Origin of the sequence: Micromonospora sp. DT41, assembly GCF_049841715.1 — a bacterium.
Classification (GTDB): Bacteria; Actinomycetota; Actinomycetes; order Mycobacteriales; family Micromonosporaceae; genus Micromonospora; species Micromonospora profundi.
Genome location: NZ_JBNCKU010000006.1, coordinates 363745 through 388318, shown reverse-complemented (window position 1 = coordinate 388318; position 24574 = coordinate 363745). Strand labels below are relative to the sequence as shown.

General features: G+C 72.2%; 15 protein-coding genes. 9 read left to right on the top strand and 6 right to left on the bottom strand.

What is annotated here, in order from left to right; all coding sequences use genetic code 11:
* From ACLQ23_RS14650 to ACLQ23_RS14640, 3 genes are all read left to right on the top strand, one after another.
* On the top strand, positions 1-936 hold a 936-nt coding region (locus ACLQ23_RS14650), incomplete at its 5' end, for a putative Ig domain-containing protein (protein WP_425880727.1).
* A gap of 132 nt (positions 937-1068) precedes the next feature.
* Positions 1069-2568 (top strand): Asp-tRNA(Asn)/Glu-tRNA(Gln) amidotransferase subunit GatB, encoded by a 1500-nt coding sequence (gene gatB, locus ACLQ23_RS14645; protein ID WP_355593550.1) that lies wholly within the window; start codon positions 1069-1071, stop codon positions 2566-2568.
* 129 nt (positions 2569-2697) lie between these two features.
* Positions 2698-5055, top strand: a complete 2358-nt coding sequence (locus ACLQ23_RS14640) for a transketolase-like TK C-terminal-containing protein (RefSeq protein WP_355593552.1) — start codon at positions 2698-2700, stop codon at positions 5053-5055.
* A gap of 33 nt (positions 5056-5088) precedes the next feature.
* On the opposite strand, the gene ACLQ23_RS14635 is transcribed toward ACLQ23_RS14640, so the two are convergent.
* The 3 genes from ACLQ23_RS14635 to ACLQ23_RS14625 form a co-directional block, all read right to left on the bottom strand.
* The gene (locus tag ACLQ23_RS14635) at positions 5089-6642 is read right to left on the bottom strand and encodes a metallophosphoesterase (RefSeq protein ID WP_425880726.1); all 1554 of its coding nucleotides are present in this window, start codon (positions 6640-6642) and stop codon (positions 5089-5091) included.
* Positions 6643-6703: 61 nt separating this feature from the next.
* A complete protein-coding gene (locus ACLQ23_RS14630; RefSeq protein ID WP_425880742.1) occupies positions 6704-7924 on the bottom strand; it encodes a PQQ-dependent sugar dehydrogenase in 1221 nt (406 codons plus the stop codon).
* 32 nt (positions 7925-7956) lie between these two features.
* A complete protein-coding gene (locus ACLQ23_RS14625) occupies positions 7957-9774 on the bottom strand; it encodes a GAF domain-containing SpoIIE family protein phosphatase (RefSeq protein ID WP_355593558.1) in 1818 nt (605 codons plus the stop codon).
* Positions 9775-9959: 185 nt separating this feature from the next.
* Here ACLQ23_RS14625 and ACLQ23_RS14620 point away from each other — a divergent pair, with 185 nt between their 5' ends.
* Positions 9960-10886 (top strand): 2-hydroxyacid dehydrogenase, encoded by a 927-nt coding sequence (locus ACLQ23_RS14620; RefSeq protein WP_355593560.1) that lies wholly within the window; start codon positions 9960-9962, stop codon positions 10884-10886.
* A 9-nt stretch (positions 10887-10895) separates the two neighbouring features.
* Here ACLQ23_RS14620 and ACLQ23_RS14615 read toward each other — a convergent pair whose 3' ends face one another.
* Positions 10896-11288, bottom strand: a complete 393-nt coding sequence (locus tag ACLQ23_RS14615) for a PH domain-containing protein (protein WP_306272564.1) — start codon at positions 11286-11288, stop codon at positions 10896-10898.
* A gap of 215 nt (positions 11289-11503) precedes the next feature.
* Between ACLQ23_RS14615 and ACLQ23_RS14610 the strand changes: the two genes are divergently transcribed.
* On the top strand, positions 11504-14065 hold the full coding sequence (locus ACLQ23_RS14610; RefSeq protein ID WP_425880725.1) for an EAL domain-containing protein: 2562 nt from the start codon (positions 11504-11506) through the stop codon (positions 14063-14065).
* 19 nt (positions 14066-14084) lie between these two features.
* Here the strand turns inward: ACLQ23_RS14610 and ACLQ23_RS14605 are convergent, their stop codons facing one another.
* Positions 14085-15104 carry a LacI family DNA-binding transcriptional regulator gene (locus ACLQ23_RS14605; RefSeq protein WP_355593564.1) on the bottom strand — a complete coding sequence of 340 codons (1020 nt, stop codon included), beginning with the start codon at positions 15102-15104 and terminating at the stop codon, positions 14085-14087.
* Positions 15105-15435: 331 nt separating this feature from the next.
* On the opposite strand from ACLQ23_RS14605, the gene ACLQ23_RS14600 reads away from it, so the two are divergent.
* The 3 genes from ACLQ23_RS14600 (at position 15436) to ACLQ23_RS14590 (ending at position 19993) form a co-directional block, all read left to right on the top strand.
* Positions 15436-17874, top strand: coding sequence for a glycoside hydrolase family 2 protein (locus tag ACLQ23_RS14600; RefSeq protein ID WP_425880724.1), 2439 nt, complete (start codon positions 15436-15438; stop codon positions 17872-17874).
* Between the two features lie 74 nt (positions 17875-17948).
* Entirely contained in the window at positions 17949-18287 is a 339-nt protein-coding gene (locus ACLQ23_RS14595; protein WP_013284484.1) for an ArsR/SmtB family transcription factor, read from the top strand.
* A gap of 65 nt (positions 18288-18352) precedes the next feature.
* Positions 18353-19993, top strand: a complete 1641-nt coding sequence (locus tag ACLQ23_RS14590; protein ID WP_355593776.1) for a SulP family inorganic anion transporter — start codon at positions 18353-18355, stop codon at positions 19991-19993.
* Between the two features lie 127 nt (positions 19994-20120).
* Here ACLQ23_RS14590 and ilvD read toward each other — a convergent pair whose 3' ends face one another.
* Positions 20121-21968 (bottom strand): dihydroxy-acid dehydratase, encoded by a 1848-nt coding sequence (gene ilvD / locus ACLQ23_RS14585; protein ID WP_355632172.1) that lies wholly within the window; start codon positions 21966-21968, stop codon positions 20121-20123.
* Positions 21969-22095: 127 nt separating this feature from the next.
* Here ilvD and ACLQ23_RS14580 point away from each other — a divergent pair, with 127 nt between their 5' ends.
* Positions 22096-24450 carry a putative bifunctional diguanylate cyclase/phosphodiesterase gene (locus ACLQ23_RS14580; RefSeq protein WP_425880741.1) on the top strand — a complete coding sequence of 785 codons (2355 nt, stop codon included), beginning with the start codon at positions 22096-22098 and terminating at the stop codon, positions 24448-24450.
* Positions 24451-24574 lie beyond the last annotated feature (124 nt).

Genomic DNA, 24574 nt, shown 5'->3' with positions numbered 1-24574 from the left:
GTGGTGTCGGGAAGTTTGCCGCCGGGGATGCTGGTGGTGGGTACGTCGCTCGGTGGCGCGCCGAACACGCCGGGCACGTACACGTTCACGCTGCGGATGACCGACAAGAACGGCCTCTTCGGCCAGCAGAAGGCGACGATCGAGGTACGCCAACAGAAGGTCGTCATCACCTCGGACGAGCCCCGGTCGCTCATGTACATCGGGCAGGTGTACGCGATCCATACCGTCGAGGCGACCGGTGGCACCGGGCCGTACGCGTTGTCGGTGGTGTCGGGAAGTTTGCCGCCGGGGATGCTGGTGGTGGGTACGTCGCTCGGTGGCGCGCCGAACACGCCGGGCACCTACACGTTCAGGCTGCGGATGACCGACAAGAACAAGCTCTTCGACGAGCAGGACGCCACGATCGTCGTCGCCAAGGCAGCAGCCGCGTTCACCTCCGGCGACCCGCCCGCCGGCACGGTCGGCCAGCCCTACTCCTTCCGGTTCACCGCCGACGGTGATTCGGACATCACCTTCGCCCTGGCCGGCGGGGCACTGCCGGGCGGCCTCACCCTCGACAAGGATGGCCTGCTCAGCGGCACTCCCGGCAGCGTCGGCACGTTCACCTTCACCGTCGGAGCGAAGGGGCGCAGCACCAGCGCCACGAGCGAGGTGTCGCTGATCGTCGCCGCCCCGGCGCCGAGCACCCCCACGGCGACCCCGACCGGCCCGACGGCCACGCCGACATCGAGCGACCCGGCCGCCACACCGTCGGAGAGCAGCCCTGCGGGGTCCCAGCCCACGCCGTCGAAGTCGAAGGCGAGTGGCGTGTGGCTGCCGGTCACCGGACCGGGCTCGCCCCTCGTGCTGCTGCTGATGGGCGTCGTGGCGTTCTCCATCGGCGGCATCCTGCTCGTGCTGGCCTACAACCGTCGGCGCTTCACCACTCCAGAGTGACGCCCGACCCAGGGCCGGTCTTCCCACGCCGCCGCGCCCGGCTCGCGCGTTGATCTCGAAGCCCGGCAGCGGGGTGGCCGGACCAGCCGATTAGGGTGGAACGGTTCTGTCCGGATCGCGCCTGGAGCTCAGATGACGACGACACTGCCCGCGTACGACGAGGTCGTCGCGCGCTTCGAACCGGTGATCGGCCTGGAGACCCACGTCGAGCTGGGTACGAACACCAAGATGTTCTGCGGCTGCCCGACGGACTTCGGCGGCGAGCCGAACACCCGGGTCTGCCCCGTCTGCCTGGGCCTGCCGGGCTCGCTGCCGGTGGCCAACAAGGCGGCCATCGAGGCGATCATCCGGATCGGCCTGGCGCTGAACTGCTCGATCGCCCAGTGGTGCCGGTTCGCCCGGAAGAACTACTTCTACCCGGACATGCCGAAGAACTTCCAGATCAGCCAGTACGACGAGCCGATCTGCGTCGACGGTTACCTCGACGTCGAGGTGAACGGCGAGACGGTGCGTATCGAGATCGAGCGTGTGCACCTGGAGGAGGACACCGGCAAGACACTGCACGTCGGTGGCGCGACCGGCCGCATCCACGGCGCTACCGAGTCGCTCGTCGACTACAACAGGGCCGGCATCCCGCTCGTCGAGATCGTCACCAAGCCGATCACGGGCACCGGCGCGCTCGCCCCCGACGTCGCCAAGGCGTACGTTGCCGAACTGCGGGACGTGATCCGTACCCTCGGTGTCTCGGACGTGCGGATGGAGGAGGGTTCGCTGCGCTGCGACGTGAACACCTCCCTCAACCTGCCGGGGCAGGAGTGGGGCACCCGTACCGAGACGAAGAACGTCAACTCGCTGCGGTCGGTGGAGCGGGCGGTCCGTTCGGAGATGCTGCGGCAGGCGTCGGTGCTGGACGCGGGCGGCCGGATCACCCAGGAGACCCGGCACTTCCACGAGGACACCGGCGACACCACCCCGGGGCGCTCGAAGGAGACGGCCACCGACTACAGGTACTTCCCGGAGCCGGACCTGGTGCCGATCGCGCCGGACCCGGCCTGGGTCGCCGAGCTGAAGGCCGCCCTGCCGGAGCTGCCGCGGGTGCACCGGCGTCGGCTCCAGGAGCAGTGGGGCCTGTCGGACCTGGACATGCAGTCGGTGCTCAACGCCGGCGCGGTCGAGCTGATCGAGGCCACGGTGGCCGCCGGCACCACCCCGGCGGCGGCCCGCAAGTGGTGGCTTGGCGAGCTGTCCCGCCGGGCCAACGAGAGCGGCGTGGAACTGGCCGACATCGGGGCCACCCCGTCGCAGGTCGCCGAGCTTCAGGGCCTGGTCGACGCCGGCAAGCTCAACGACAAGATGGCCCGTACGGTCCTGGAGGGCGTGGTCGACGGTGAGGGCTCACCCACCGAGGTCATGACCAACCGAGGGCTTGAGGTCGTGTCGGACACCGGCGCGCTCACCGCCGCCGTGGACGAGGCGATCGCCGCCAACCCGGGCATCGCCGACAAGATCCGCAGCGGCAAGGTCGCGGCGGCCGGCGCCCTGGTCGGCGCGGTCATGAAGACGACCCGTGGACAGGCCGACGCGAAGGCCGTCCGCGAGCTGATCCTGGAGCGTCTCGGCGTCCAGGGCTGATCGGTTAGGAAGGGCCCCTTCTTATGCACCAGGCGTTAAGAAGGGGCCCTTCCTTGCACCCCATGCACCCCATGCACCTCTGCACCCCTTGTTGCTAGGGCGTCAACGGCGACGCCCGGATGGAGCACCGTGAACCAGCACGACCTCGATGTCCTCGACGAGATCCAGCGACGGGTGCTGTGGCTCGCCACCCGGATCGTGGACGCCGCCAACCACGACCGCGTGACCGGAGACGGGGTGAAGGTCGGCGGCCACCAGGCGTCCAGCGCGTCCCTCGTCACGGCGATGACAGCGCTGTGGTTCGCCCACCTGGACGCCGAGGACCGGGTCGCCGTCAAGCCGCACGCCTCTCCGGTGTTCCACGCCATCCAGTACCTGCTGGGCAACCTGGACCGCTCCTACCTGCCCCGGCTGCGGGCCCGTGGCGGTCTCCAGTCGTACCCGTCGCGCACCAAGGACCCGGACGAGGTGGACTTCTCCACCGGCTCGGTGGGCCTCGGCGCGGCGGCGCCGCTGTTCGCCGCCGCCACCCGCCGCTACGTCGACGCGCACTTCGGCGCCCGCCCGCATTCCCGGTTCGTGGCGCTGATCGGCGACGCCGAGTTGGATGAGGGCAACATCTGGGAGGCGGTCGCCGACCCGGCCACCACCGGCCTGGGCAACGTGATGTGGCTTGTCGACTTCAACAGGCAGTCGCTGGACCGGGTGGTGCCGGGCATCCGGATCAACCAGTGGCGGGGCCAGTTCGAGGCGGCCGGGTGGCACGTCGTGGAGGTCAAGTACGGCCGACGGCTCGCCGAGGCGTACTCCAAACCGGGTGGCGAGGCGCTGCGCGACTGGATCGACGCGATGCCCAACGAGCAGTACCAGTCGCTGTTCGGGCTGACCGGCCCGGCGCTGCGCGAGCAGTTCCTGGACGGCGCGCCGGCCGAGGTGGGCGCCTTCACCGAGGGCATCGACGACGAGGAACTGCGCCCGCTCGTCACCGACCTGGGCGGGCACGACCTCCAGGCGATGCTCGACGCCTACGCCCAGTGCGACGCGGTCACCGACCGGCCCAGCGTCGTCTTCGCGTACACCGTCAAGGGTTGGGGTCTGCCCATCGCCGGCAACCCGCGCAACCATTCGGCGCTGCTCAGCACCGAGCAGGTGGCCACGCTGCGGGCCGCGCACGGCCTGACCCCGGAGACCGAGTGGGACCGTCTGGACCCGGCGTCGCCGGCGGGCATCCGGGCCGGCGCCCGCCGTGAGGCGCTGTCCCGCGCGCCCCGCGAGCGCGCGTTGGGGGTCACCGTCCCGGAAAGCACCGGAGTACGCGCCAACAAGCCGATCTCCACGCAGGAGGTCTTCGGTCGGGTGCTCGTGGACCTGGCGCGGGACCGGGAGGTCGGCCGCTACCTGGTCACCACCGCCCCGGACGTGGCCACCTCCACAAACCTGGCCGGGTTCATCAACAAGACCGGGGTGTTCGCCCCCACCGAGCAGCGCTCCTGGACCGAGGACCGGATGCTGCGCTGGACCGAGAGCCCCGCCGGGCAGCACATCGAGCTGGGCATCTCGGAGATGAACCTGTTCCTGCTGCTCGGTCAGCTCGGCCTGTCGTGGGACCTGTCCGGGCAGCCGCTGCTGCCGGTGGGCACCGTCTACGACCCGTTCGTGCTGCGCGGCCTGGACGCGTTCCTGTACGGGACGTACTCCGGTTCCCGGTTCGTGGTGGCCGGCACCCCGTCGGGCATCACCCTCGCCCCTGAGGGCGGCGCACACCAGTCCACGATCACCGCGTCGGTCGGCCTGGAGCTGCCCGGGGTGACATTCCTCGAACCGGCGTACGCGGGCAGCCTCGACTGGCTGCTCTGCGACGCGCTCGGGCAGATCGCCGGGGGTTCGTCGCCGGCCGCGACCGCCGCGCCCACCGAGGACGGGGCGTACTACTTCCGACTGAGCACCCGGCCGCTGGACCAGTCGCCGTTCGAGGCGGCCCGCGCCCGGCTCGGCGACGCGGTGCTGCGCCGTCAGGTTGTCGCCGGGGCGTACCGGCTTGTCGACGCGCACCAGGCGTACCCACACCTGGCCGACGCCCCAGTGGTGCAGCTGGCCGCCTCCGGGGCGGTGCTGCCCGAGGTGCTGGCCGCCGCCGCCGAGTTGGCCGAGGAAGGTGTCGCCGCGCACGTTGTCGACGTGACGAGTCTCGACAGGCTCTACCGGGCCTGGCAGCGCACCCTGCGGCAGGGCGTACGCACTGCAACCGTGCCGAGCGTGCCGGGCGCCCTGCGGTCCGCGTTCGCCGACCGGGTGCCCGTGGTGACAGTGCACGATGCCGCGTCGCACGCGATGGCCTGGCTGGGGTCCGCGGTCGGGGCACCGGCGGTGCCGTTGGGCGTGGACGAGTTCGGCCAGTCCGGCAGCGTGACCGAGCTGTACGAGTTGCACGACCTGCAGCCCGGCAGCATCGTCAACGCCGCCCTGGCCGCCCTCGCCCTACGCTGACCTGCCCTACCGACCCCGGCCCCTGCCCCGCGCTCAGCGGGTCGGGGTCGGGGTGGGGGTGGCGGACGGCCCGACGGCCGGGGCTTCGACAATGTGGCGTTCCAGGTTGACCTGGGCCTGCCCGGTGCCACCGACGGTGATGTCGTCGTACGCCTGGAGCAACTTCTGCTGGTCGAAGTAGAGCACGCTCATCGACAGCGGAGTCGGCTTCTCACCTTCCAGGCCGCGTAGCCCGGCGCCGCCGGTGGAGCCCTCCACCATCAGCGTGGTGGGCTGCTGGCCGGGCGCCTCGGGCAGCTTGGAGACCTGCCGGGCGTGGGTGTGCCCGGCGAGCACCAGCGGGCAGGTGCCGGCGAGTGGCCCGGCCGACGCCGGGTCGTGCACGAGCGCGATGTTGACCGGGCGGGGCGAGCTGCGCACGGTGGCGGCGAGCTGCTCGCCGGCGCCGATCACCTGGTCGGCGACCTGCTGGGTGAGCCCACTGCCGGCCGGAGAGGTGTTCTTGTCCGGTGTGAAGCGCGGGTCACCGATGCCGGCGATGGTCAGCCCGCCGACAGTGGTTGTCGAGTTGTTGAGCACTATCGCGTTCGGTTGGCGGGCCACCGCGGCAGCCGTACGACCCGAGTCGTGGTTGCCCCTGATGAACACGTACGGCTTCTTGAGCAGGCCGATAGAGCCGACGAAGGACTCCTCGGGCTCGCTGCCCCAGTCGGTGATGTCTCCGGTGTCGACGACCACGTCGATGCCGAACTGCTCCACCACCGTCCGGATCAGCTGCCAGCCGGTCGGGTTGAGGTGCATGTCGGAGACGTGCAGGACCCGCGTGGTGCCGGGGGCCGGCTCGTACACCGGCAGCGCCGACACTGTGGTGTAGAGCTGGCTGACGTTGCCGACGATGCGCTGCAACTGCTCGGCGTACTTCGTGTAGTCGTTCGCGATGCGGCGGGCGTCGCCGACGATGGCCGGCGCGTTGACGAGCAGACCCTCGTAGCGCGGCTCCTCGATGGCCTGCGGGCGCAGGGTCGCCGCAGCCGTTCCGAGGCTGCCGGCGGTGATGACCAGAGCCAGCCCGCCCGCCCAGGCGGTACGCCGCACGTTCCGGAAGATCAACGCGGCGAGGATCAGGGTGACGAGCACCGACGCGGCGAGGGTGCGCAGGCCGAGCCGCATCACCCCGCTGCGGACGTCCTCCACAGCGCTCTGGCTGGCGCGGCTGATGCTCGCCGGGTCGTCCAGCAGCGCCTCGGTGCGCCCCTGGTCCAGTGCGCCGAGCCGCACGGTGAGGTGCGTCGGCCCGTCATGGCTGTCAAGCAGCAGCGCGCCGAGCGGCGGCACGTCGATGGTCGTCCCACCATCGCTGGCCGGGGAGAGGGTGAGGGTGGCCCGGAACGGCCCGATGTCGGTGTCCACCTGCCCACCGGCCAGTACGCCGAGCACCGCCCCGGCGAGCGCCACGGCGAGCACGGCGAGGATCACACCGGCGCGGCGTACCGGCCCTCCGGGGCGACCGATCCGCCGGGTGCGTGGCGGCTCGCTGCCGGCCACCGGCTCGTCCCGGTCGCCGGTGTCGTCGTGCTGCTCGTCCATGCTGAGATTCTGACCTGCCCGTCGGAGGATCTTGGCAAACCTGCGCGGATGGTGACGCAGGTCAGCTGCGACCGCCGTCTCCACCGGCGAAGACCACCCGCAGCAGCCGGTCGTCGTCGCCCGCCGGGGTGCCCCGCCCGTCGTGGTTGGAGGTGCTCACCCAGAGCGACCCGTCCGGCGCGGCGGCCACCGCGCGCAGTCGACCGTACCGGTTGGTGAGCAGCTCACTGGGCTGACCGAGCAGGGTGCCCGTGTCGGTAAGCTCCATCACCCAGAGTCGCTTGCCGCGCAGGCAGCCGGTGACCAGCAGCCGGTCCGTGGCGGCCAGACCGGAGCAGGACGCGTCGGAGGTCGCCCACTGGGTGAGCGGATCGGTGTACCGCTTGTCGCCGGCCCGCCCCTCTACCTGCGGCCAACCGTAGTTGCCGCCCTTGGTGATCTGGTTGATCTCGTCCCAGGTGTTCTGGCCGAACTCGACGGCGTACATCCGCTTGGCCTCGTCCCACGCGAAACCCTGCACGTTGCGGTGCCCCAGCGACCAGACCGGAGAGCCGGGGTACGGGTTACCGGCCGACGGCTTGCCGTCTGCGGTGATCCGCAGGATCTTGCCGCCGAGGCTCTTGACGTCCTGCGCGGCGGGGCGTTCCCCGGCGTCACCCGTGCTGACGTAGAGCTGGCCGTCCGGGCCGAACCCCAACCCGCCGCCGTTGTGCACGTTGGCCTTGGGGATGCCGGTGAGGACGGGGGTCGGCTCGCCGCCGATCTGAAGCTTGGCGACCCGGTTGTCCTGCTCGGCTGTGTAGTAGACGAAGACCGTCCGGTCCCGGTCGTAGCTGGGTGACACGGCGATGCCCAGCAGACCGCCCTCGCCCGCCGCCGCCACGTCGGAGATGGTCTGCACCACCCGGACCTGTAGCCCTTCGGGCCCGGACTCCGGGCCGACCTTGAGGATCCGGCCGCTGTCCCGCTCGGTGACGAGTGCGCCGCCGTCGGGCAGGAAGGCGATGCCCCACGGCACCCGCAGGCCCTTCGCCAGCACCGTCGCCACCGCCTGCTGGCCGGCGCCGCCAGGGGTCGCCGCTGCCGACGGCGTCGGCAGGTTGGGGGGCTCGCCGGCCGGGTCGGGCTCCGGCTCACCGAAGCTGCAACCGGTGGCGAACAGCAGCGCCGCGCAGGACGCCGCGAGGACCGAGCGGAGACGGCGGGTGCGAGGGTACGGGGGACGGTCTCTCACCTGGCCCAGGGTAGCCCGCCGGACGACCCATCCGGGCCCGGCGGGCAGACGGCACCCCGGCGGCGGAGCCGACGAACCGGTCAGCGGGCCCGTACGGCAAGCAGCGCCGTGTCGTCCTCGCGGTGCTGGATCGAGGCGAGCAGCAGGTCGCACAGGTCGTCGAGCGGGATGGTGTCGGTGCCGGTCACCCGGCCCACCAGCTCGGCGAGCCCGTCGTCGATGGACCGGTCGCGGCGCTCGATCAGCCCGTCGGTGTAGAGCAGCAGCGTGTCGCCGGTGGCCAGGCTTGTCGACTGGCTGGTCCGCGGCGACGGTCGGGCCAGGCCGAGCAGCGGCTCCGGCGTCGCTTCGAGGACCTCGACCGCACCGCCGACGCGTACCACAAGGGCCGGCGGGTGCCCGGCGTTGCACCAGGTCACCTCGCGTACACCGGAATGCTGGCGGCAGATCCGGACGAGTGTCGCGGTGGCCGCGATCGGCAGCCGCAGGCCACGGATCGCACCGTCCAGGTGGCTCATCAACGCCCCTACCGCGTCCGGCCGGCCGAAGGCGTTGCCCCGCACCAGGTTGCGCAGCTGGCCCATCGTGGCCGCCGCTTCGATGTCGTGCCCGGCCACGTCCCCGATCGCCGCGATCAGGTCACCGTCGGGCTGGACGAAGGCGTCGTACCAGTCGCCGCCGACCTCCACCCGGTCGGCCGCCGGCTGGTAGCGGGCCGCCAGCTCCAGCTCCGGTACGGCAGGCAGGTGCGGCAGCATGCTGTGCTGGAGGACTTCGGCGACGTGCCGCTGCTCGCCGTACATGGAGCTGTTGCCGATGGCCTGCCCGGCCCGGCGGCCGATGTCCAACGCGGTGAGCAGGTCCCGGTCGTCGAACTGCTGACGCCCAGCGGCGTTGACAAGTGTGATCGCGCCCAGCACGGTGCCACTGGCAGCCCGCACCGGCACGCTGAGGTAGGAGGCGATGCCGAGCCGCTCGGCGATCGCCACCATCTCCGGATCGGTGGTGCCCCGTGCGACGTCGGCAAGCGACGCCACCGCGCCGAGCCGTGGCTGGCCGGTCCGCAGGACCGCGCGGACCGTCGACTCCTGACTCAGGCCGTTGCGCAGCAGGGCGGCGAAACCGTCGACGTCCGCCGCCCGGGCCGGGTCGCGGTGCACCGCCACCACCTCGCGGGGCAGACCCGTTGGTCCCGCCAGGGTGAGCAGGCACCAGTCGGCGAGCAGCGGCACCATCGTGGCGGCGAGCCGGCGCAGCGACGTACCAACGTCCAGCGTGCCGGCGAGCGTCTCACTCACCCCGGCCAGCAGCTCCAGCCGCTCGTGCGCCTGCACGACGCGTCGGCGGGCCTCCTGCGCGCCGTCCAGCGCGATCCGCAGCCGCAGCTCGGACGAACAGGCGGCGGCCAGGTCCGCAAGTGTCCGCAGCTGTCCGGCCGTCCAGGCCCGCGGCTTGCTGTCGATGGCGCAGAGCGCGCCGAGCACCCGGCCGGAGAGATCGGTCAACGGCATCCCGGCGTACGCGACCACGCCGAGGTCCTCGATGGCCTGGTTGTCCCGTACGCGGGGGTAGAGCCGGGCGTCCGGCAGCACCATCGGCACCTCGATGTCCACCACGTGCTGGCAGAACGAGTGGCTCAGGGGAGTCTGCCGCTGCTCGGACCAGGGCTCGGGCAGCCCCACCGCACCGGGAAAGAACTGCCGGTCGGCGGAGACCAGGGAGACCAGCGCGACCGGAACGTCCAGCAGGTCGCTGACCAGCCGGGCAAATCTGTCGAACGCCTCGTCCGGTGCGGCGTCCAGACCGGTGTCGGCGAGCGCACGCAGCCGCGCCGCGTCGGCGAGCCCCGGAGGCGGGGTGCTCGCACGTCGCGGGCTGGCGGAGGAGCCGTCGGTCATCGAGCACCTGTCTGCGGGGGCGGAGGCCGACCGGCCATCCGGCCTTGGTTATACCTCGTTCGGGCCCGCACCGAACATCGGTGTGCTGAGTCTCGCGCCCCCCGCCTCCGCGCGCCATCCCCCAGGACGCCCGATCGCCGCCGTGCCCGCTCCGGTCGCCGCGACGGGGACTATCGTCGGCGGACGTGAAGGTATGGATTCCACACCCGGCCGGCCTGAGCCTCGTCGGCGAACTGCCCGAGGGTGTGACGGTGGAGGTCGCCGAGCATCCCGACCGGCTGCCCTCCGGCGTGGCCGACGTCCGCTTCTGGGTGCCGCCGTTTCTGAGCGGCTCGGACGCGACAGCGCTGCTGCGCGAGCTGCCCGACCTGGCCGTTGTGCAGTTGCTCTCGGCGGGGGCGGACGCCTGGGCCGACCGGATGCCGGAGGGCGTCACCCTCTGCGACGCTCGGGGCGTGCACGACCCTTCCACCGCCGAGTGGGTGGTCACGGCGATCCTCACCCAGCTGCGGGCGTTCCCCGCCTTCGTCCGGGCACAGGCGCAGCGGCGGTGGGCGTTCGAGGGGAACGTCCCTACCGACGAGCTGACCGGTAAGCGGGTGCTCATCGTCGGCGCCGGCTCCATCGGTACTGCGGTGCGCGACCGGCTCGCCCCGTTCGACGTGAGCTTCACACTTGTCGCCCGGACGGCCCGGCCCGAGCAGGGGGTGCATGCCGTGGCCGAGCTGCCGCGTCTGTTGCCCGAGGCCGATGTGGTGGTGGTGCTGGTGCCGCTCACCGACCAGACCCGTGGTCTGATCGACAAGGAGTTCCTGGCCGCCATGCCGGACGGGGCGCTGCTTGTCAACGCGGCCCGGGGGCCGGTGGCCCGCACCGAGGCGCTCGTGGCCGAGTTGGCCTCCGGTCGGATCTCGGCCGCCCTGGATGTCACCGACCCGGAGCCGCTGCCCGCCGACTCCCCGCTCTGGACGATGCCGAACGTGCTGCTCACGCCGCACGTGGCCGGGTCGGTGCGTGGGTTGCTGCCGCGGGCGTACCGGTTGGTCGGCGAGCAGGTGCGGCGCTTCGCGGCCGGCGAGCCGCTGATCAACACGGTGGTCGACGGCTACTGACCGTCGCTATTACTGGTCGGGGGTTTCGGTCGCCTCGCTCGGCAGCGTCTGGCCGGTGGCCGAGACCAGCCGGGGCAGGTCCGTGCCGCGCACCGCGGGCAGGACGACCTGCTGACCGTCGTCGAGCCGGGCGACCGCCCGACCGCGCGGATCGGTGGCCAGCTCGACGATGTGGTCCCAGTCGATCCGGCGTTGCCCCAGCAGCGCGCGCAGGCGCAGCTCCCGGGGGTTGGCGTCGGTGCCGGCCCGCCAGGCCCACACCCCGACGGCGAGCGGGACGAGCAACACCGGCAGCAGGTACGTCCGGGCGTTGGCCAACGGAAGGGCGCCGACGAAGGCGACGAGCGCGGCGGCCAGGATGGCTTGGTTGTACCGGAAGCGGACGGTGTCGGGCGTACTCACCCTGCGATGATCCCACCTCGGGCCGGTCGGGCTCACGGCGGGCGGTGCCGTGCCGACCCGGCGCCCGTACAGTGACGCAGGTCACTGCCCATGTCGGTGGCTGACGCGTAACCGATCTGCCCGCCGGTCGTTTTGAACTGACGGGCAGTGGACCCGCAACGTCCACCGTCTCGCATCGCCGCACCGCCCCGTGCCCCCTCACGAAGGCGACCGCCGTGCCCCTCGCGTACCCGTTCCGTGTCCTCGTCCCCCGTCGGGCGGCACCGGAGGCCGCCGTGCTCGCGGCCGCCGCGCTGCTCGTCCTCGCCGGCGCCGCCGGCCTGGTCCCGGCCTCGGTGGTGATCGCGCTCGCCGGGGGCGCGGGTGCCACGCTCGCCGGGGTACGCCTCACCCGCCTGGCTGGCCGCCGCCGTGCCGCGGTGACCCACAGTGACCTGGCGTCGACCGAGCCGTCCCCGCTGGCGCTGGGAGTGCTGCTCGACGGGGCGGTAGTGGCTGCCGGTCTCACCGCCGCCACGTTGCCGCTTATCGACACCGGGCAGCGCGCCGCCGCCCTGGCGGGTGCGCTGATCGTGGTGGCGGCGTCCGCTGCCGGGCTGCTCCGGCTGCCGGGCCGGCCATCGCAGTGGGCAGTGGTCCGGCTGCGGGGGCCGGTGTCGGCGACCGCTCCGGCGGTGGGGCTGGCGCTCGCAGGCTGGCTGCTGCTTCCCGGCGACGTCGTCTCGGCACCGGTCCGGCTTGTCGGTGCTCTGGCGCTCGGCGGGCTGGGCATGGGCGCGCTCAACGCGTTCACCGGGCGGGGCCGACGCTCGGGTGCCGGCATCTGTCGTGGCGGGATCTTGCTCATCCTGCTCGCGCTGGCGCTGCTGATCATCCTGCCGCCCGTGGACGCGGGTCGGGCGGCGCTTGTGGCAGTGCCGCCGCTGGTGCTCGGGATGCTGCTTACCGCGTTCGGGGCGGATGCCGCGGTGGCCACGGGTGGTGTGCGGCCGACCGTCGGTCCCGCCGCGCTGAGCTGGCCCCGGGTGGTGCTTCCCGCGGCGGTGTTGCTGCTGGTGGTGGGCCTGCACGCCGCTTCCGGCGGCACACCGGACCGGACGAGCGTGCTGCTGGCCCTGGCTGCGGTGCCGCCGCTGGTGCTGCGGGAACTGCTGGGCGGTGCCGACGCGGCCACCGGCGAACGGCCCGCCGCGCACCGCCGCCGTACCGGCCGCGCCCTCCGCCAGCCGGGGCGCCTGCGCTGGCCGGGAACGCCGGACGACCGGGCCGCGCCGCCTGCGGACGCCAGCGCGCCCGGCCTCGAAGAGACCTGGCCGCCCGGTGGCACCTCGACGGGCAGCCACGAGACCTGGCCGTCCGGCGACGCCGGCACCTCGACGGGCAGCCACGAGACCTGGCCGTCCGGCGACGCCGGCACCTCGACGGGCAGCGACGCGCCCTGGCCGTCCGGAGATGATGCCGACACCTCGATCAGCGGTATGGCGTGGCCCGACTGTGGTGTCGCCTGGTCACCGTCCGGCCGTGGGTCGGTGTCGGGCGGCGACGGTCCGGCCGACCGGGCGGCTCTGCTGGACGCGCTTGCCTCGATCGGCGAAGTGCCGGCGCCGGCCGGCGCGCTGCTGCTTGTGGACCTGCACGGCGCCGACGGGCTCGGTCCGGTGGCCCGGGAGGACATCCTGGCCGAGGCGGTCCTGCGAGTCCGTGCGGTAGTCGCGCCCGGTGACCTGGTCACCGGCTGCACAGGCACTGGCTTCGCCGTGGTCACAGCTGCCGGCCCGGTGCTGGCGTACGCGCTGGGCACCCGGCTGCTGGCCGCGCTCACCCCACCGTACCGGTGGGGCGGTTCGGTGCTGCGGGTGCAGACGAGCATCGGGCTGGCCGAGGTTGGCGGTGCCGGGCCGGCGGACGTGCTCCGGCAGGCCGAGCTGGCCCGGCGACGCGCGGTCCAGCTGGGTCGGGACCGGGTCGAGTGGTACGACGCGTTCCTGGAGGAGCAGTTGGTGCGTCGGCTCGACCTGGAGCGCGAGTTGCCGGGTGCTGTCGCGCGGGGCGAGCTGGATCTGGTCTACCAGCCGGTGGTGGACCTGGCCGACCGGCAGCCGGTGGGCGCTGAGGCGTTGCTGCGCTGGCGGAGCCCGGTGCTCGGCACTGTGCTTCCGGCCGAGCTGCTGCCTGTCGCCGAGGATCTGGACCTGGTCGGGGAGTTGGAGTGGTGGGTGTTGGACCGGGCCTGCCGGCAGTTGGCCGACTGGTCGACGGGCAGCCGCGAGCTGTGGATGGCCGTCAACGTCACCACGCGGGAGCTGACCACCCCCGATTTCGTGCAGCGCGTCGCAGCTGTGCTCGCCGCGTACGGGGTGTCGCCGGAGCGGCTGGTGGTGGAGGTGGCGGAGCCGAGGATCGGTGGCGACCTGTCGACGGTGGTGGCCCGGCTGGCCGGGTTGCGCTCACTTGGTGTCCGTACGGCGCTTGACGACTTCCGGGCCGAGCACGCCTCGCTGGCCCACCTGCGCCGGCTGCCCATCGACCTGTTGAAGGTCGGCCCGGGCCTGGTGGGCGCGCAGTCGGCCGGGCAGCCGCCGCTGATCGACGTGGTGGTCAACGTGGGTGAACGGCTGGGTGTGGAGATCGTCGCCGAGGAGTTGGAGTCACCGATCCAGGTGGAGGGGGCGCACCGGGCCGGCTGCCACTACGGGCAGGGTTTCGCGCTGGCCCGTCCGGCCACCGCCGAGCGGGTCGAGGCGTACTTCGAGGAGTTTCCGTCGGCATCCCGCTGATCCCGTTTGCTGAACCGGTTCACCGCTGTCGGGGCGGTGCGGTGCTGCCGCGCGGCGTGAGGTGCGGTGTCTCGTCCTGGACGCGGGTCGCGGGCTGCCCGGCGATGACGGCGAGCAGTTGGCGGGCGGCGTGCGCCCCGTACGCCGGAATGTCGCGGCCCAGGGCCGTGAGGGGCGGGTGCACGAGCCGGCAGAGTGGTGAGTCGTCCCAGGCCACTATGGACAGGTCGTCCGGCACGGTGAGCCCCATCTCCTGGGCGACGGAGAGCCCGGCGATCGCCATCACGTCGTTGTCGTAGATGACGGCGGTGGGCCGCTGGGCGGAGCTGAGCAGGCGGCGGGTGGCCCGGCCGCCCTCCTCTCCGGTGTAGTCGGACCAGACGGTGACCGCGTCGACCAGGCCGAGCCGTTGGCACACCGCAGTGAAAGCCTCGGTGCGGATCTCGGTGTGTCGCAGGTCGGGCAGGCCACCGACCCGGGCGATCCGTCGGTGCCCGAGGGCGACCAGGTATTCCACGGTCTCGGTGAGCGCTGCGGCGTCGTCGGACCAGAGGCTGGCCAGCTCCCCGGTGCCGCCCGGCCCGCCGATGACCACTGCCGGCAGCTGGAGCTGTTCCAGGGCGGGGATGCGCCTGTCGTCGGTGCGCAGGTCGCAGACGAGCACCCCGTCCACCCGGCGCTCGGCCCACCAGCGCCGGTAGACAGCTATCTCGGCGTCGTGGTCGGCCACGACCTGCAGGGTCAGCGCGTACGAGCGGGCGGAGAGTTCCGCCTCGACGCCACTGATCAGCTCCATGAAGAACGGCTCGATGCCCAGTATCCGGGCCGGTCGGCAGAGTGCCAGGCCGACGGCCTCGGCGGTGGCGGCGGAGAGCGCCCGGGCGGCGCTGCTCCGGCTGAACCCGATCTCGGTGGCGATGGCGAGGATGCGTTGCCTGGTGGCCTCGGAGACGCCGGGCTGCCCGTTCAGCGCGTACGACACGGCGCCCTTGGAGACGCCGGCACGTCGGGCGACGTCGGCGATTGTCGGCCGCTTCACCGGCGTGCTCCTCCGCTCCTGCCCCGGGGTCTCGGGGTGCTGACCGTGCCATGGCCGTGGCCGGCCGTGGGTCGCGCGTCGGCGGCCCCAACGTAGCGCAACCGGGGGCGACCGGCCGTCCGCGCCGTCAGCGAGGGGTTTTGCTTGCCCGGTTCAGCGTACGTTAACCGGCCGTTGACACGCCTGGAACCGGTTCGTACGGTGACAGAACTTATCCGGTTCAGTCAACGTCCCCGACGCCTGAGGGGCGTTCGCTACCGTTCCTGCTGGTCATGCTGTTCATCGGTGGACGTCAGATCGTCCGCGGAATCATGGAAGGCGCGGTGAGGTAGTGACTCCGTTGCACGAGGGCTGGACCCTGCGGGCGGTACCCGGACCGCAGGTCCCGGACGGGATCGCCGACCGGGCGGTGCCGGCCACAGTGCCCGGCTGCGTGCACACCGACCTGCTCGCCGCCGGCCTGATCCCCGATCCGTACCTCGACGACAACGAACTGGCGCTCGCCTGGATCGGCCGCACCGACTGGGTCTACCAGACCACGTTCGTCCACCGGCCCGGCGACGACGAGCGCGTCGACCTGGTCTGCTCCGGCCTGGACACGGTCGCCACCATCACAGTCAACGGCGTCGAGGTCGGCCGTACCGCGAACATGCACCGCGGCTACCGGTTCGACGTGCGCTCGCTGCTGCGCGACGGCGACAACGACCTCGTCGTCGCGTTCGACTCCGCGTACCGGTACGCCGAGGCGCAGCGGGACCGGCTCGGCGACCGGCCCAACGCCTACCCGGAGCCCTTCAACTTCATCCGCAAGATGGCCTGCAACTTCGGCTGGGACTGGGGGCCGACGCTCGTCACAGCGGGCATCTGGCAGGACATCGGCCTGCACGCCTGGTCCACGGCCCGGCTGGCCACCGTCCGCCCGCTTGTCACACTGGACGGCCGGGACGGGCGGGTCGAGCTGCACGTCGAGGTCGAGCGGGTCGCGGCCGTCCCGCTGACGGTCCGCGCCACGGTCGCCGGAGTCCACGCCGAGGTCGTCGTCCCGGCCTGGCAGCGCACTGCCGTGCTCACACTCACCGTCGGAGAGCCCGCACTGTGGTGGCCCCGGGGGTACGGCGAGCAGACGCGCCACCCGCTAGAGGTGACCCTGTACGCCCCGGACGGCGAAGCCCTGGACACCTGGTCCCATCGGATCGGCTTCCGCTCGGTGCGACTGGACACCACGACCGACGAGCACGGCACCCCGTTCGTGTTGTCGGTGAACGACGTCCCGGTCTTCGTACGCGGCGTCAACTGGATCCCCGACGACGTGTTTCCCACCCGGATCAACCGGGACCGGCTGGCGCAGCGGTTCGACCAGGCAGCCGGCGCCAACATCAACCTGCTGCGCGTCTGGGGCGGTGGCCGGTACGAGTCGGACGACTTCTACGACCTCGCTGACTCCCTCGGCATGCTGGTGCAGCAGGACTTCCTGTTCGCCTGCGCGGCGTACCCGGAGGAGGAGCCGTTGCGCAGCGAGGTGGCCGCCGAGGTCGCCGAGCAGGTGACCCGGCTGGCGCCGTACCCCTCGCTGGTGCTCTGGACCGGCAACAACGAGAACATCTGGGGCTGGCACGACTGGGGCTGGCAGGAGGCCCTCGCGGGGCGTACCTGGGGTCGTGGCTACTACCTCGACGTGTTGCCCCGGATCGTCGGCGCCCTCGACCCGACCCGCCCGTACTGGCCGGGCAGCCCCTGGTCGGGCAGCGAGGCGATCCACCCCAACGATCCGGCGCACGGCACCACACACATCTGGGACGTGTGGAACACCGACGACTACACCAGATACCGGGAGTACGTGCCGCGCTTCGTCGCCGAGTTCGGCTACCAGGCCCCACCCGCGTACGCGACGTTGCGCCGGTCGCTGTCCGACGACCCTCTCGCGCACGACTCGCCGGGCATGGCCCACCACCAGAAGGCGGCCGACGGGGACGCGAAGCTGCAACGCGGTCTGGACGCGCACCTGCCGCCGCCCGCCGACTTCGACGACTGGCACTACCTCACGCAGCTCAACCAGGCCCGCGCCATCCAACTCGGCGTGGAGCACTTCCGCTCCCACCGGGATGTCTGCGCCGGCACCATCGTGTGGCAGCTCAACGACTGCTGGCCGGTCACCTCCTGGTCGGCAGTCGACGGTGACGGCCGGCGCAAACCACTGTGGTACGCGCTGCGAAACGCGTACGCCGACCGGCTGCTCACCGTGCAGCCGCGTGACGGAGGGCTGGCCCTGGTGGCGGTCAACGAGACCGCGCAGGCGTGGACCGGGCCGGCCACCATCACCCGACTCGCCCTCACCGGGGAGCCGAGGGCGAAGACCTCGGTCGACCTCGACGTTCCGGCGTACTCCTCGGTGGTGCTGGCGCTGCCGGCGGAGCTGGCGGGGCCGGACGACGACCGCGCCGAGCTGCTTGTCGCGGAGGCGGGGGACACCGCGGAGCGCGCGCTGTGGTTCTTCGCCGAGGACCGCGACGTCGACTGGCCGGCGGCGGCGTGGGACGCGACGGTCGAGCCGGTCGACGGCGGCCAGCAGGTCCGGGTGACCGCCCGGACTGTGCTGCGCGACCTGACGCTGTTCCCGGACCGGCTCGATCCGGCCGCGCAGGTCGACCGGGCGCTGGTGACGCTGCTGCCGGGGGAGAGCGCCGTGTTCACGGTGCGTGCGTCCGGCCCGCTCGACCCCGTGGCGCTCACCTGCCGTCCGGTGCTGCGCTGCGTCAACGACCTCACCTGAGCCGGCCGTCATCCCCGTCGATTTGAAGACTTTTGCAAGTGGTAAAGTCTTCAGAGTCGTCGGAGAGGTGTGTCATGTCGGTGCCGCTGTACCAGGCGAAGGCGGAGCTGTTCCGGACCCTCGGGCACCCGGTCCGCATCCGGGTGCTCGAACTGCTCCAGGACGGGCCCAAGCCGGTACGGGACCTGCTTGCCGCCATCGACGTGGAGGCATCGAACCTCTCCCAGCAACTCGCCGTGCTGCGGCGGGCCGGCATGGTCACCTCGTACCGGGACGGCCCCCTGGTCATGTACGCGCTCAGCACCCCCGACGTGGCCGACCTGCTCGCCGCCGGGCGGCGCATCCTCGGCGCGGTCCTCACCGACCGGGACGCCCTGCTTGACGAACTACGGGCCTCGGGGACCGACCGGTGAGTGCGGCACCCGGCTCGGCGGCCGGCCGTCGTCGCGGCGCACAGGCCGTACGGCAGGCGGGCCGGCTGTTCGGAGGGCTGCTGCCCCGCCGGACCGACTGGGAGAACGCGCGTCGCTCACCTCGGCGCGACCTCGTCGCCGGGCTCACAGTGGCAGTGGTGGCCCTGCCCCTCGCGCTCGCCTTCGGTGTCACCTCCGGGCTCGGCGCGCAGGCCGGCCTCGTCACCGCAGTTGTCGCCGGGGCCGTCGCGGCGGTCTTCGGCGGCTCCAACCTCCAGGTCTCCGGTCCCACCGGCGCGATGACAGTGGTGCTGGTGCCCGTGGTGCAGCAGTTCGGCGCCGGTGGCGTGCTGATGGTCGGCGCGCTGGCCGGGCTGATCCTGATCGCGCTCGCACTGGCCCGCCTGGGCCGCTACGTCCGCTACCTGCCCACCCCTGTGATCGAGGGCTTCACCGCCGGCATCGCCGTGGTCATCGCGTTGCAACAGGTGCCGGCCGCGCTCGGCGTCGCCGGCGCGCACGGCGAGAAGGTGTGGGCGGTGGCCGCCGACGCGGTCGCCCGGTTCGCCGCGCAGCCCCGGCCCGCCGCGATCGCAGTGGCGCTCGGCGTGGCCGCGCTGATGCTGCTCGGCGGCCGGTGGCGACCCGCCGTGCCGTTCTCCCTGGTCGGAGTGGCCGCCGCCACGATCCTCGCCGAGTTGGCTCCGATCGACCTGGCCCGGATCGGCGAGCTGCCGCAAGGGCTGCCCGCGCCGTCGCTGGACTTCATCGACGTCGGCGCGCTCGGCACGCTGCTACCGAGCGCCGTGGCCGTGGCCGCGCTCGCCGCCCTGGAGAGTCTGCTCTCCGCGACAGTGGCGGACGGGATGACAGTCGGCGAACGCCACGACCCCGACCGGGAACTGTTCGGTCAGGGCCTTGCCAACCTCGCCTCCCCGGTCTTCGGGGGCATCCCGGCGACCGCCGCCATCGCCCGTACGGCGGTGAACGTGCGCGCCGGGGCGTCCTCGAAGCTCGCCGCGCTCACCCACGCCGTCGCCCTCGCCGCGATAGTGCTCGCCGCCGCCCCGCTCGTCGGCCGCATCCCGCTCGCCGCACTGGCCGGGGTGCTGCTCGCCACCACAGTCCGGATGGTGGAGGCGGCCTCCCTGCTGGCGCTGATGCGGGCCACCCGCGCCGACGCGGTGGTGCTGGTGCTGACGTTCGCCGTCACTGTGATCTGGGACCTGGTGACAGCCGTGGTCGTCGGGCTCGCCGTCGCCGTCGTCCTGGCGCTGCGCGCTGTCGCCCGCAGCGCCCGGCTGGAACAGGTCCCCCTGGACACCGGCGAGCACAGCGCCGAGGAGCACGCGCTTCTCGCCGAGCACATCGTCGCGTACCGGCTGGACGGGCCGCTCTTCTTCGCCGCCGCCCACACCTTCCTGCTGGAGCTTGCCGAGGTGGCCGACGTGCGGGTGGTGATCCTGCGGATGTCCCGCGTCTCCACGATCGACGCCACAGGCGCCCAGGTGCTCGGCGACGCCATCGCCCGGCTGCGCGCCCGGGGGATCACGGTGCTGCTCTCCGGCATCACCCCGGGCCACGACCAGGTGCTCAGCGTTCTCGGTGTCGCCGACGAACTGCGTCACGAGGGCCTTGTCTTCCCGGACACCCCGTCCGCCATCCGGTACGCCCGGGGTGTGGCCCTCGCCGCGCGCCCGGCCTAGACGCCCGCCCTGCACCACGGCCCCGACCCCGGTTCGCGTCACGGATCCGAGGTGTCTTCACGGATGCGAGGTGTTAGGAAGGGCCCCCTCCTATACCTGAGGCGTTAAGAGGGGGCCCTTCCTTACATCACTCGGGGACGCGGCGGTAGGCGCCGTCGCTGGCCGACGTGGCCATCGAGGCGTACGCGCGCAGTGCCGCCGACACCGGACGCTGCCGGTCGACAGGGGTGTACGGCTTGTCGCGCTTCTCCTCGGCCACCCGGCGCGCCTCCAACTCGTCGGCGGGCACGTTCAGCTCGATGGAGCGGCCCGGGATGTCGATGACGATCTCGTCACCGTTGCGGACCAGGGCGATCAACCCACCGGAGGCGGCCTCGGGGGAGGCGTGCCCGATGGAGAGCCCGGAGGTGCCGCCGGAGAAGCGGCCGTCGGTGAGCAGCGCGCAGGAGCGGCCCAGCCCTCGGCCCTTCAGGAACGAGGTCGGGTAGAGCATCTCCTGCATGCCGGGGCCGCCCTTCGGGCCCTCGTACCGGATCACCACGACGTCCCCGGCGACGATCTCCTTGGCGAGGATCGCCGTCACGGCGTCGTCCTGCGACTCGTAGACCTTCGCCGGTCCACGGAAGGTCAGGCACTCCTCCGGCACGCCGGCGGTCTTCACCACGCAGCCTTCCGGGGCGAGGTTGCCGAACAGGATCGCCAGACCACCGTCGGCGGAGTAGGCGTGCTCGCGGTCGCGGATGCAGCCCTCGGCCGCGTCGGTGTCCAATGTCGACCAGCGGTTGGTGGTGGAGAACGGTTCGGTGGTGCGCACCCCGCCGGGCGCGGCGTGGAACAGCTCGACCGCCGTCTGCGTGGGTGAGCCGCCGCGGACGTCCCAGTCGGTAAGCCACTGTGCCAGCGAGGGGGAGTGCACGGCGTGCACGTCGCGCTTGAGCTGCCCGGCGCGGTCCAGCTCACCGAGGATGGCGGGGATGCCACCGGCCCGGTGGACGTCCTCCATGTGGTAATTCGGGGAGTTCGGCGCGACCTTTGCCAGGCAGGGAACCCGCCGGGAGATGGCGTCGATGTCGGCGACGCCGAAGTCCATTTCCGCCTCGCGGGCGGCGGCGAGCAGGTGCAGCACCGTGTTCGTGGAGCCGCCCATCGCCACGTCCAGGGCCACCGCGTTCTCGAAGGCGGCCTTCGAGGCGACGGTGCGGGGCAGCACCGAGTCGTCGTCACCGTCGTACCACCGCTTGGCGATCTCCACGACGGTGCGGCCGGCCTCGACGAAGAGCGACCGGCGCGCGGCGTGGGTGGCAAGCGTCGAGCCGTTGCCGGGCAGTGCCAGCCCGATCGCCTCGGTGAGGCAGTTCATCGAGTTGGCGGTGAACATGCCGGAGCAGGAGCCGCAGGTGGGGCATGCGGAGCGCTCGATCTCGCCGAGCTGGTCGTCGGTGACGGCCTCGTTGGAGGAGGCGATCATCGCGTCGATCAGGTCGATCTTGGAGTGCACGATGCCCTCGATCGCCGTCGTCTTGCCGGCTTCCATCGGGCCGCCGGAGACGAAGACGGTGGGGATGTTGAGTCGCAGCGCGGCCAGCAGCATGCCGGGGGTGATCTTGTCGCAGTTGGAGATGCAGACAAGGGCGTCGGCGCAGTGCGCGTTGACCATGTATTCCACCGCGTCGGCGATCAGCTCCCGGCTGGGCAGCGAGTAGAGCATGCCGCCGTGGCCCATGGCGATGCCGTCGTCGACAGCGATGGTGTTGAACTCCCGCCCTACCCCGCCGGCCTCGGCCACCGCGTCGGCGACCAGGCCACCCATGTCCTTGAGGTGGACGTGGCCCGGCACGAACTGGGTGAAACTGTTGGCGATGGCGACGATCGGCTTTCCGAAATCGTCGTCGGTCATCCCGGTGGCCCGCCAGAGGGCCCGGGCGCCGGCCATCGTCCGACCGTGTGTGGAAGTCCTCGACCGCAGCTCAGGCATGCGTACCAGCATGCCACCGTCCGCGCACGGGCCGTCCGGTGTGTGTGCCGTGTCCCAACAGATGCACATCAGGTCCCCACGGCGCGTGCCCATCCGGCACTCTTGAGACGTGCATCTCCCCCCGGGCATGGTCGCCGTCGCGGCGCTGAGCGGGCTGGTCGCCGTCGCGGCCACCGTGCTGCTGACGATGGTCGCCCGGCGCCGCACTGGCCTGCACCGGCCGGCGCACGTGCTGCTCGCGGCGGCCGCCGGGGTGTCCCTGGTCAGCCTGCTTGCCGGCATGGTTGCGGTGCTCTCCGCGAGCGACCACTGGGCGCACGAGCAGGGCCTGCGCACCGGTTGGGCCACCGCTGCGGCGGTCGGCACCGCGCTGAGCGGGTTGGCCTTCGCAGCCGGCCTGCTCCGGCTGCCGGGGGTGGCCGCCACGACGGCGGGGACGGCCCGGCTCGCCCTGGACAGCGTGACCATGGCGGCGGCGCTGTGGTTCGTCGGCTGGGTGATCTTCTCCGAACCGACCCGGCTGCTGGGCGCCGCCACCCCGATGGCCTGCCCGGCGATAGTGGTGGCCACGGTCAGCGCCGCGCTCGGCGCGGGGCTCGCCGTGATCGTGGTCTTCCGGGCTGCCGCCCCGCGTCGCGGCCTGACGGTGCTGGCCGCCGGGATCAGCGCGGTGAGCTGCGGCGGCCTGGGTCTCAGCGCCGGGCTCTGCCAGGCCGGGCCGACCATGGCGTTGGCCGGCGCTGCGGTGCTGGCCGCAGGTCTGCTGGCCGTCGCCTTGGCTGTGTACCGGGACGACAGGCCCAGGCAGATCGAACTTGACCTGATCGGGCGCGACGGCGAATACGCTGTGGTTCCGATGGTGGCGATGGCCGCGTCGGCGACCTATCACCTCCTGCAGGACGGCCAGTTCACCGCGCCGGGCATCGTGGCCGGCATCGTGGAGGGCTTCGCGCTTGTCGCCCGGCAGTACGTCACCCTCAAGGACGTCCGGGACTACGCCGGCCGGCTGGCCGAGCGGGAGGCGCACTTTCGCGAGCTGGCCCACACCGACCCGTTGACGTCGCTCGCCAACAGGCGGGGTCTGCTGCGTACGTTGCACGACAGCGCGGCGGCCGGCACCCCGTGCGTCCTGCTCAGCCTCGACCTGGACGGCTTCAAGCACGTCAACGACATGCGCGGTCACGACGTGGGCGACGCCGTTCTGGCCGAGGTGGGCAGCCGGCTGCGCGGCAACCTGCGCCCCGGCGACATGGCGGCACGGCTCGGCGGCGACGAGTTCGCCGTCCTCATGTCGGCTCGGCCGGCCGAGGCGGACCGGGTCGCCGAGCGGCTGCTGGGGGTGATCAACCGTCCGTACGACCAGGCGGAGGGGCCGGTTTTCCTGTCGGTGAGCATCGGTGTGGCCGGGTGGGCGGGCGCGCCGGACGTGGACCTGCTGCTGCGCCACGCGGACCTTGCCCTGCGCTACGCTAAGCAGCGCGGCAAGAACCGGATCGAGCGTTACGACGCCGCGTACGACCAGTTGCTGCGCCGTCGCACGACGCTGGAGCACGAGATGCGCGGTGCCATCGAGCGCGACGAGCTGCGGCTGGCCTTCCAACCGGTGGCGTCGCTGCCGTCGGTGCGGCCGGTCGGTGCCGAGGCGCTGCTCCGCTGGCACCATCCCGAGCTGGGCAACGTGCGCCCGGACGAGTTCATCCCCCTCGCCGAGGAGTGCGGGATGATCGCCACGCTCGGCGCCTGGGTGCTGCACCAGGCCTGCTACCAGCTCTCCCGGTGGCTCGCCGACGGGCACGACGTCTGGGTCTCGGTGAACGTCTCGCCCCGCGAGCTGCACGCACCCGAGTACGTGGTGCAGGTCGCCGAGGCGCTGCGCGCCCACCACGTGCCGCCGCAGCGCCTCGTGCTGGAGGTCACCGAGCACGCGGTGGCCACCGACCTGGACGAGCTGATCCGGCGGTTGACGGCGCTGCGGCTGACCGGTGTGCGGATCGCCCTCGACGACTTCGGCGCCGGGTACTCCTCGTTGGGGCAGTTGCGCCGTCTGCCGATCGACATTCTCAAGATCGACCACAGTCTGGTGGCCGAGCACGAGCCGGTCCGCCCGGTGGGCAAGGACGGCCCGGCGTTCGCCCCCATGGTCGACATCGTGATGCGGCTGGGCCATCAGTTGGGATTGGAGGTCATCGCCGAGGGTGTGACCACGCCCACCGAGTTGGCAGCGGTGGTGGCTGCCGGGTGCCGGTTCGGTCAGGGCGCCCTCTTCGGCTGGGGAGTGCCGGCCGAGCACCTGGAGGCGATGCTGGAGGCGGCCACCTCGCCGGGTGCGCGGCAGAGCCGGGTGCCCGCTCCGCGCCGGGTTCCGGGCGGTTCCGAGCAGGTCATCCCCTCTGCGGAGGGCGTGTCGGTGGCCGACGCGCCGTCGTCCGTTGACCAACATGTGAGATCAGTTGACTCATCGCGTGAGATGCGTCAGGCTTAGCCGCATGTCGTCGTACCGGTCGCTGCGAGTACTTACCTGAGCGCACTCTCCCTCATCGAGAGTGCGCTGGCCCCGTGCATCTGCACGAGGGCCGTTTTTATTGCCGTCGGAACCTGTCGCGACG

What these genes read in the sequence shown, in the direction of transcription:
- gatB (WP_355593550.1), top strand. Translation starts at nt 1,069, where the DNA reads ATGACGACGACACTGCCCGCGTACGACGAGGTCGTCGCGCGCTTCGAA.
- ACLQ23_RS14635 (WP_425880726.1), bottom strand. Translation starts at nt 6,642, where the DNA reads ATGGACGAGCAGCACGACGACACCGGCGACCGGGACGAGCCGGTGGCC.
- ACLQ23_RS14625 (WP_355593558.1), bottom strand. Translation starts at nt 9,774, where the DNA reads ATGACCGACGGCTCCTCCGCCAGCCCGCGACGTGCGAGCACCCCGCCT.
- ACLQ23_RS14595 (WP_013284484.1), top strand. Translation starts at nt 17,949, where the DNA reads ATGTCGGTGCCGCTGTACCAGGCGAAGGCGGAGCTGTTCCGGACCCTC.
- ilvD (WP_355632172.1), bottom strand. Translation starts at nt 21,968, where the DNA reads ATGCCTGAGCTGCGGTCGAGGACTTCCACACACGGTCGGACGATGGCC.
- ACLQ23_RS14580 (WP_425880741.1), top strand. Translation starts at nt 22,096, where the DNA reads ATGGTCGCCGTCGCGGCGCTGAGCGGGCTGGTCGCCGTCGCGGCCACC.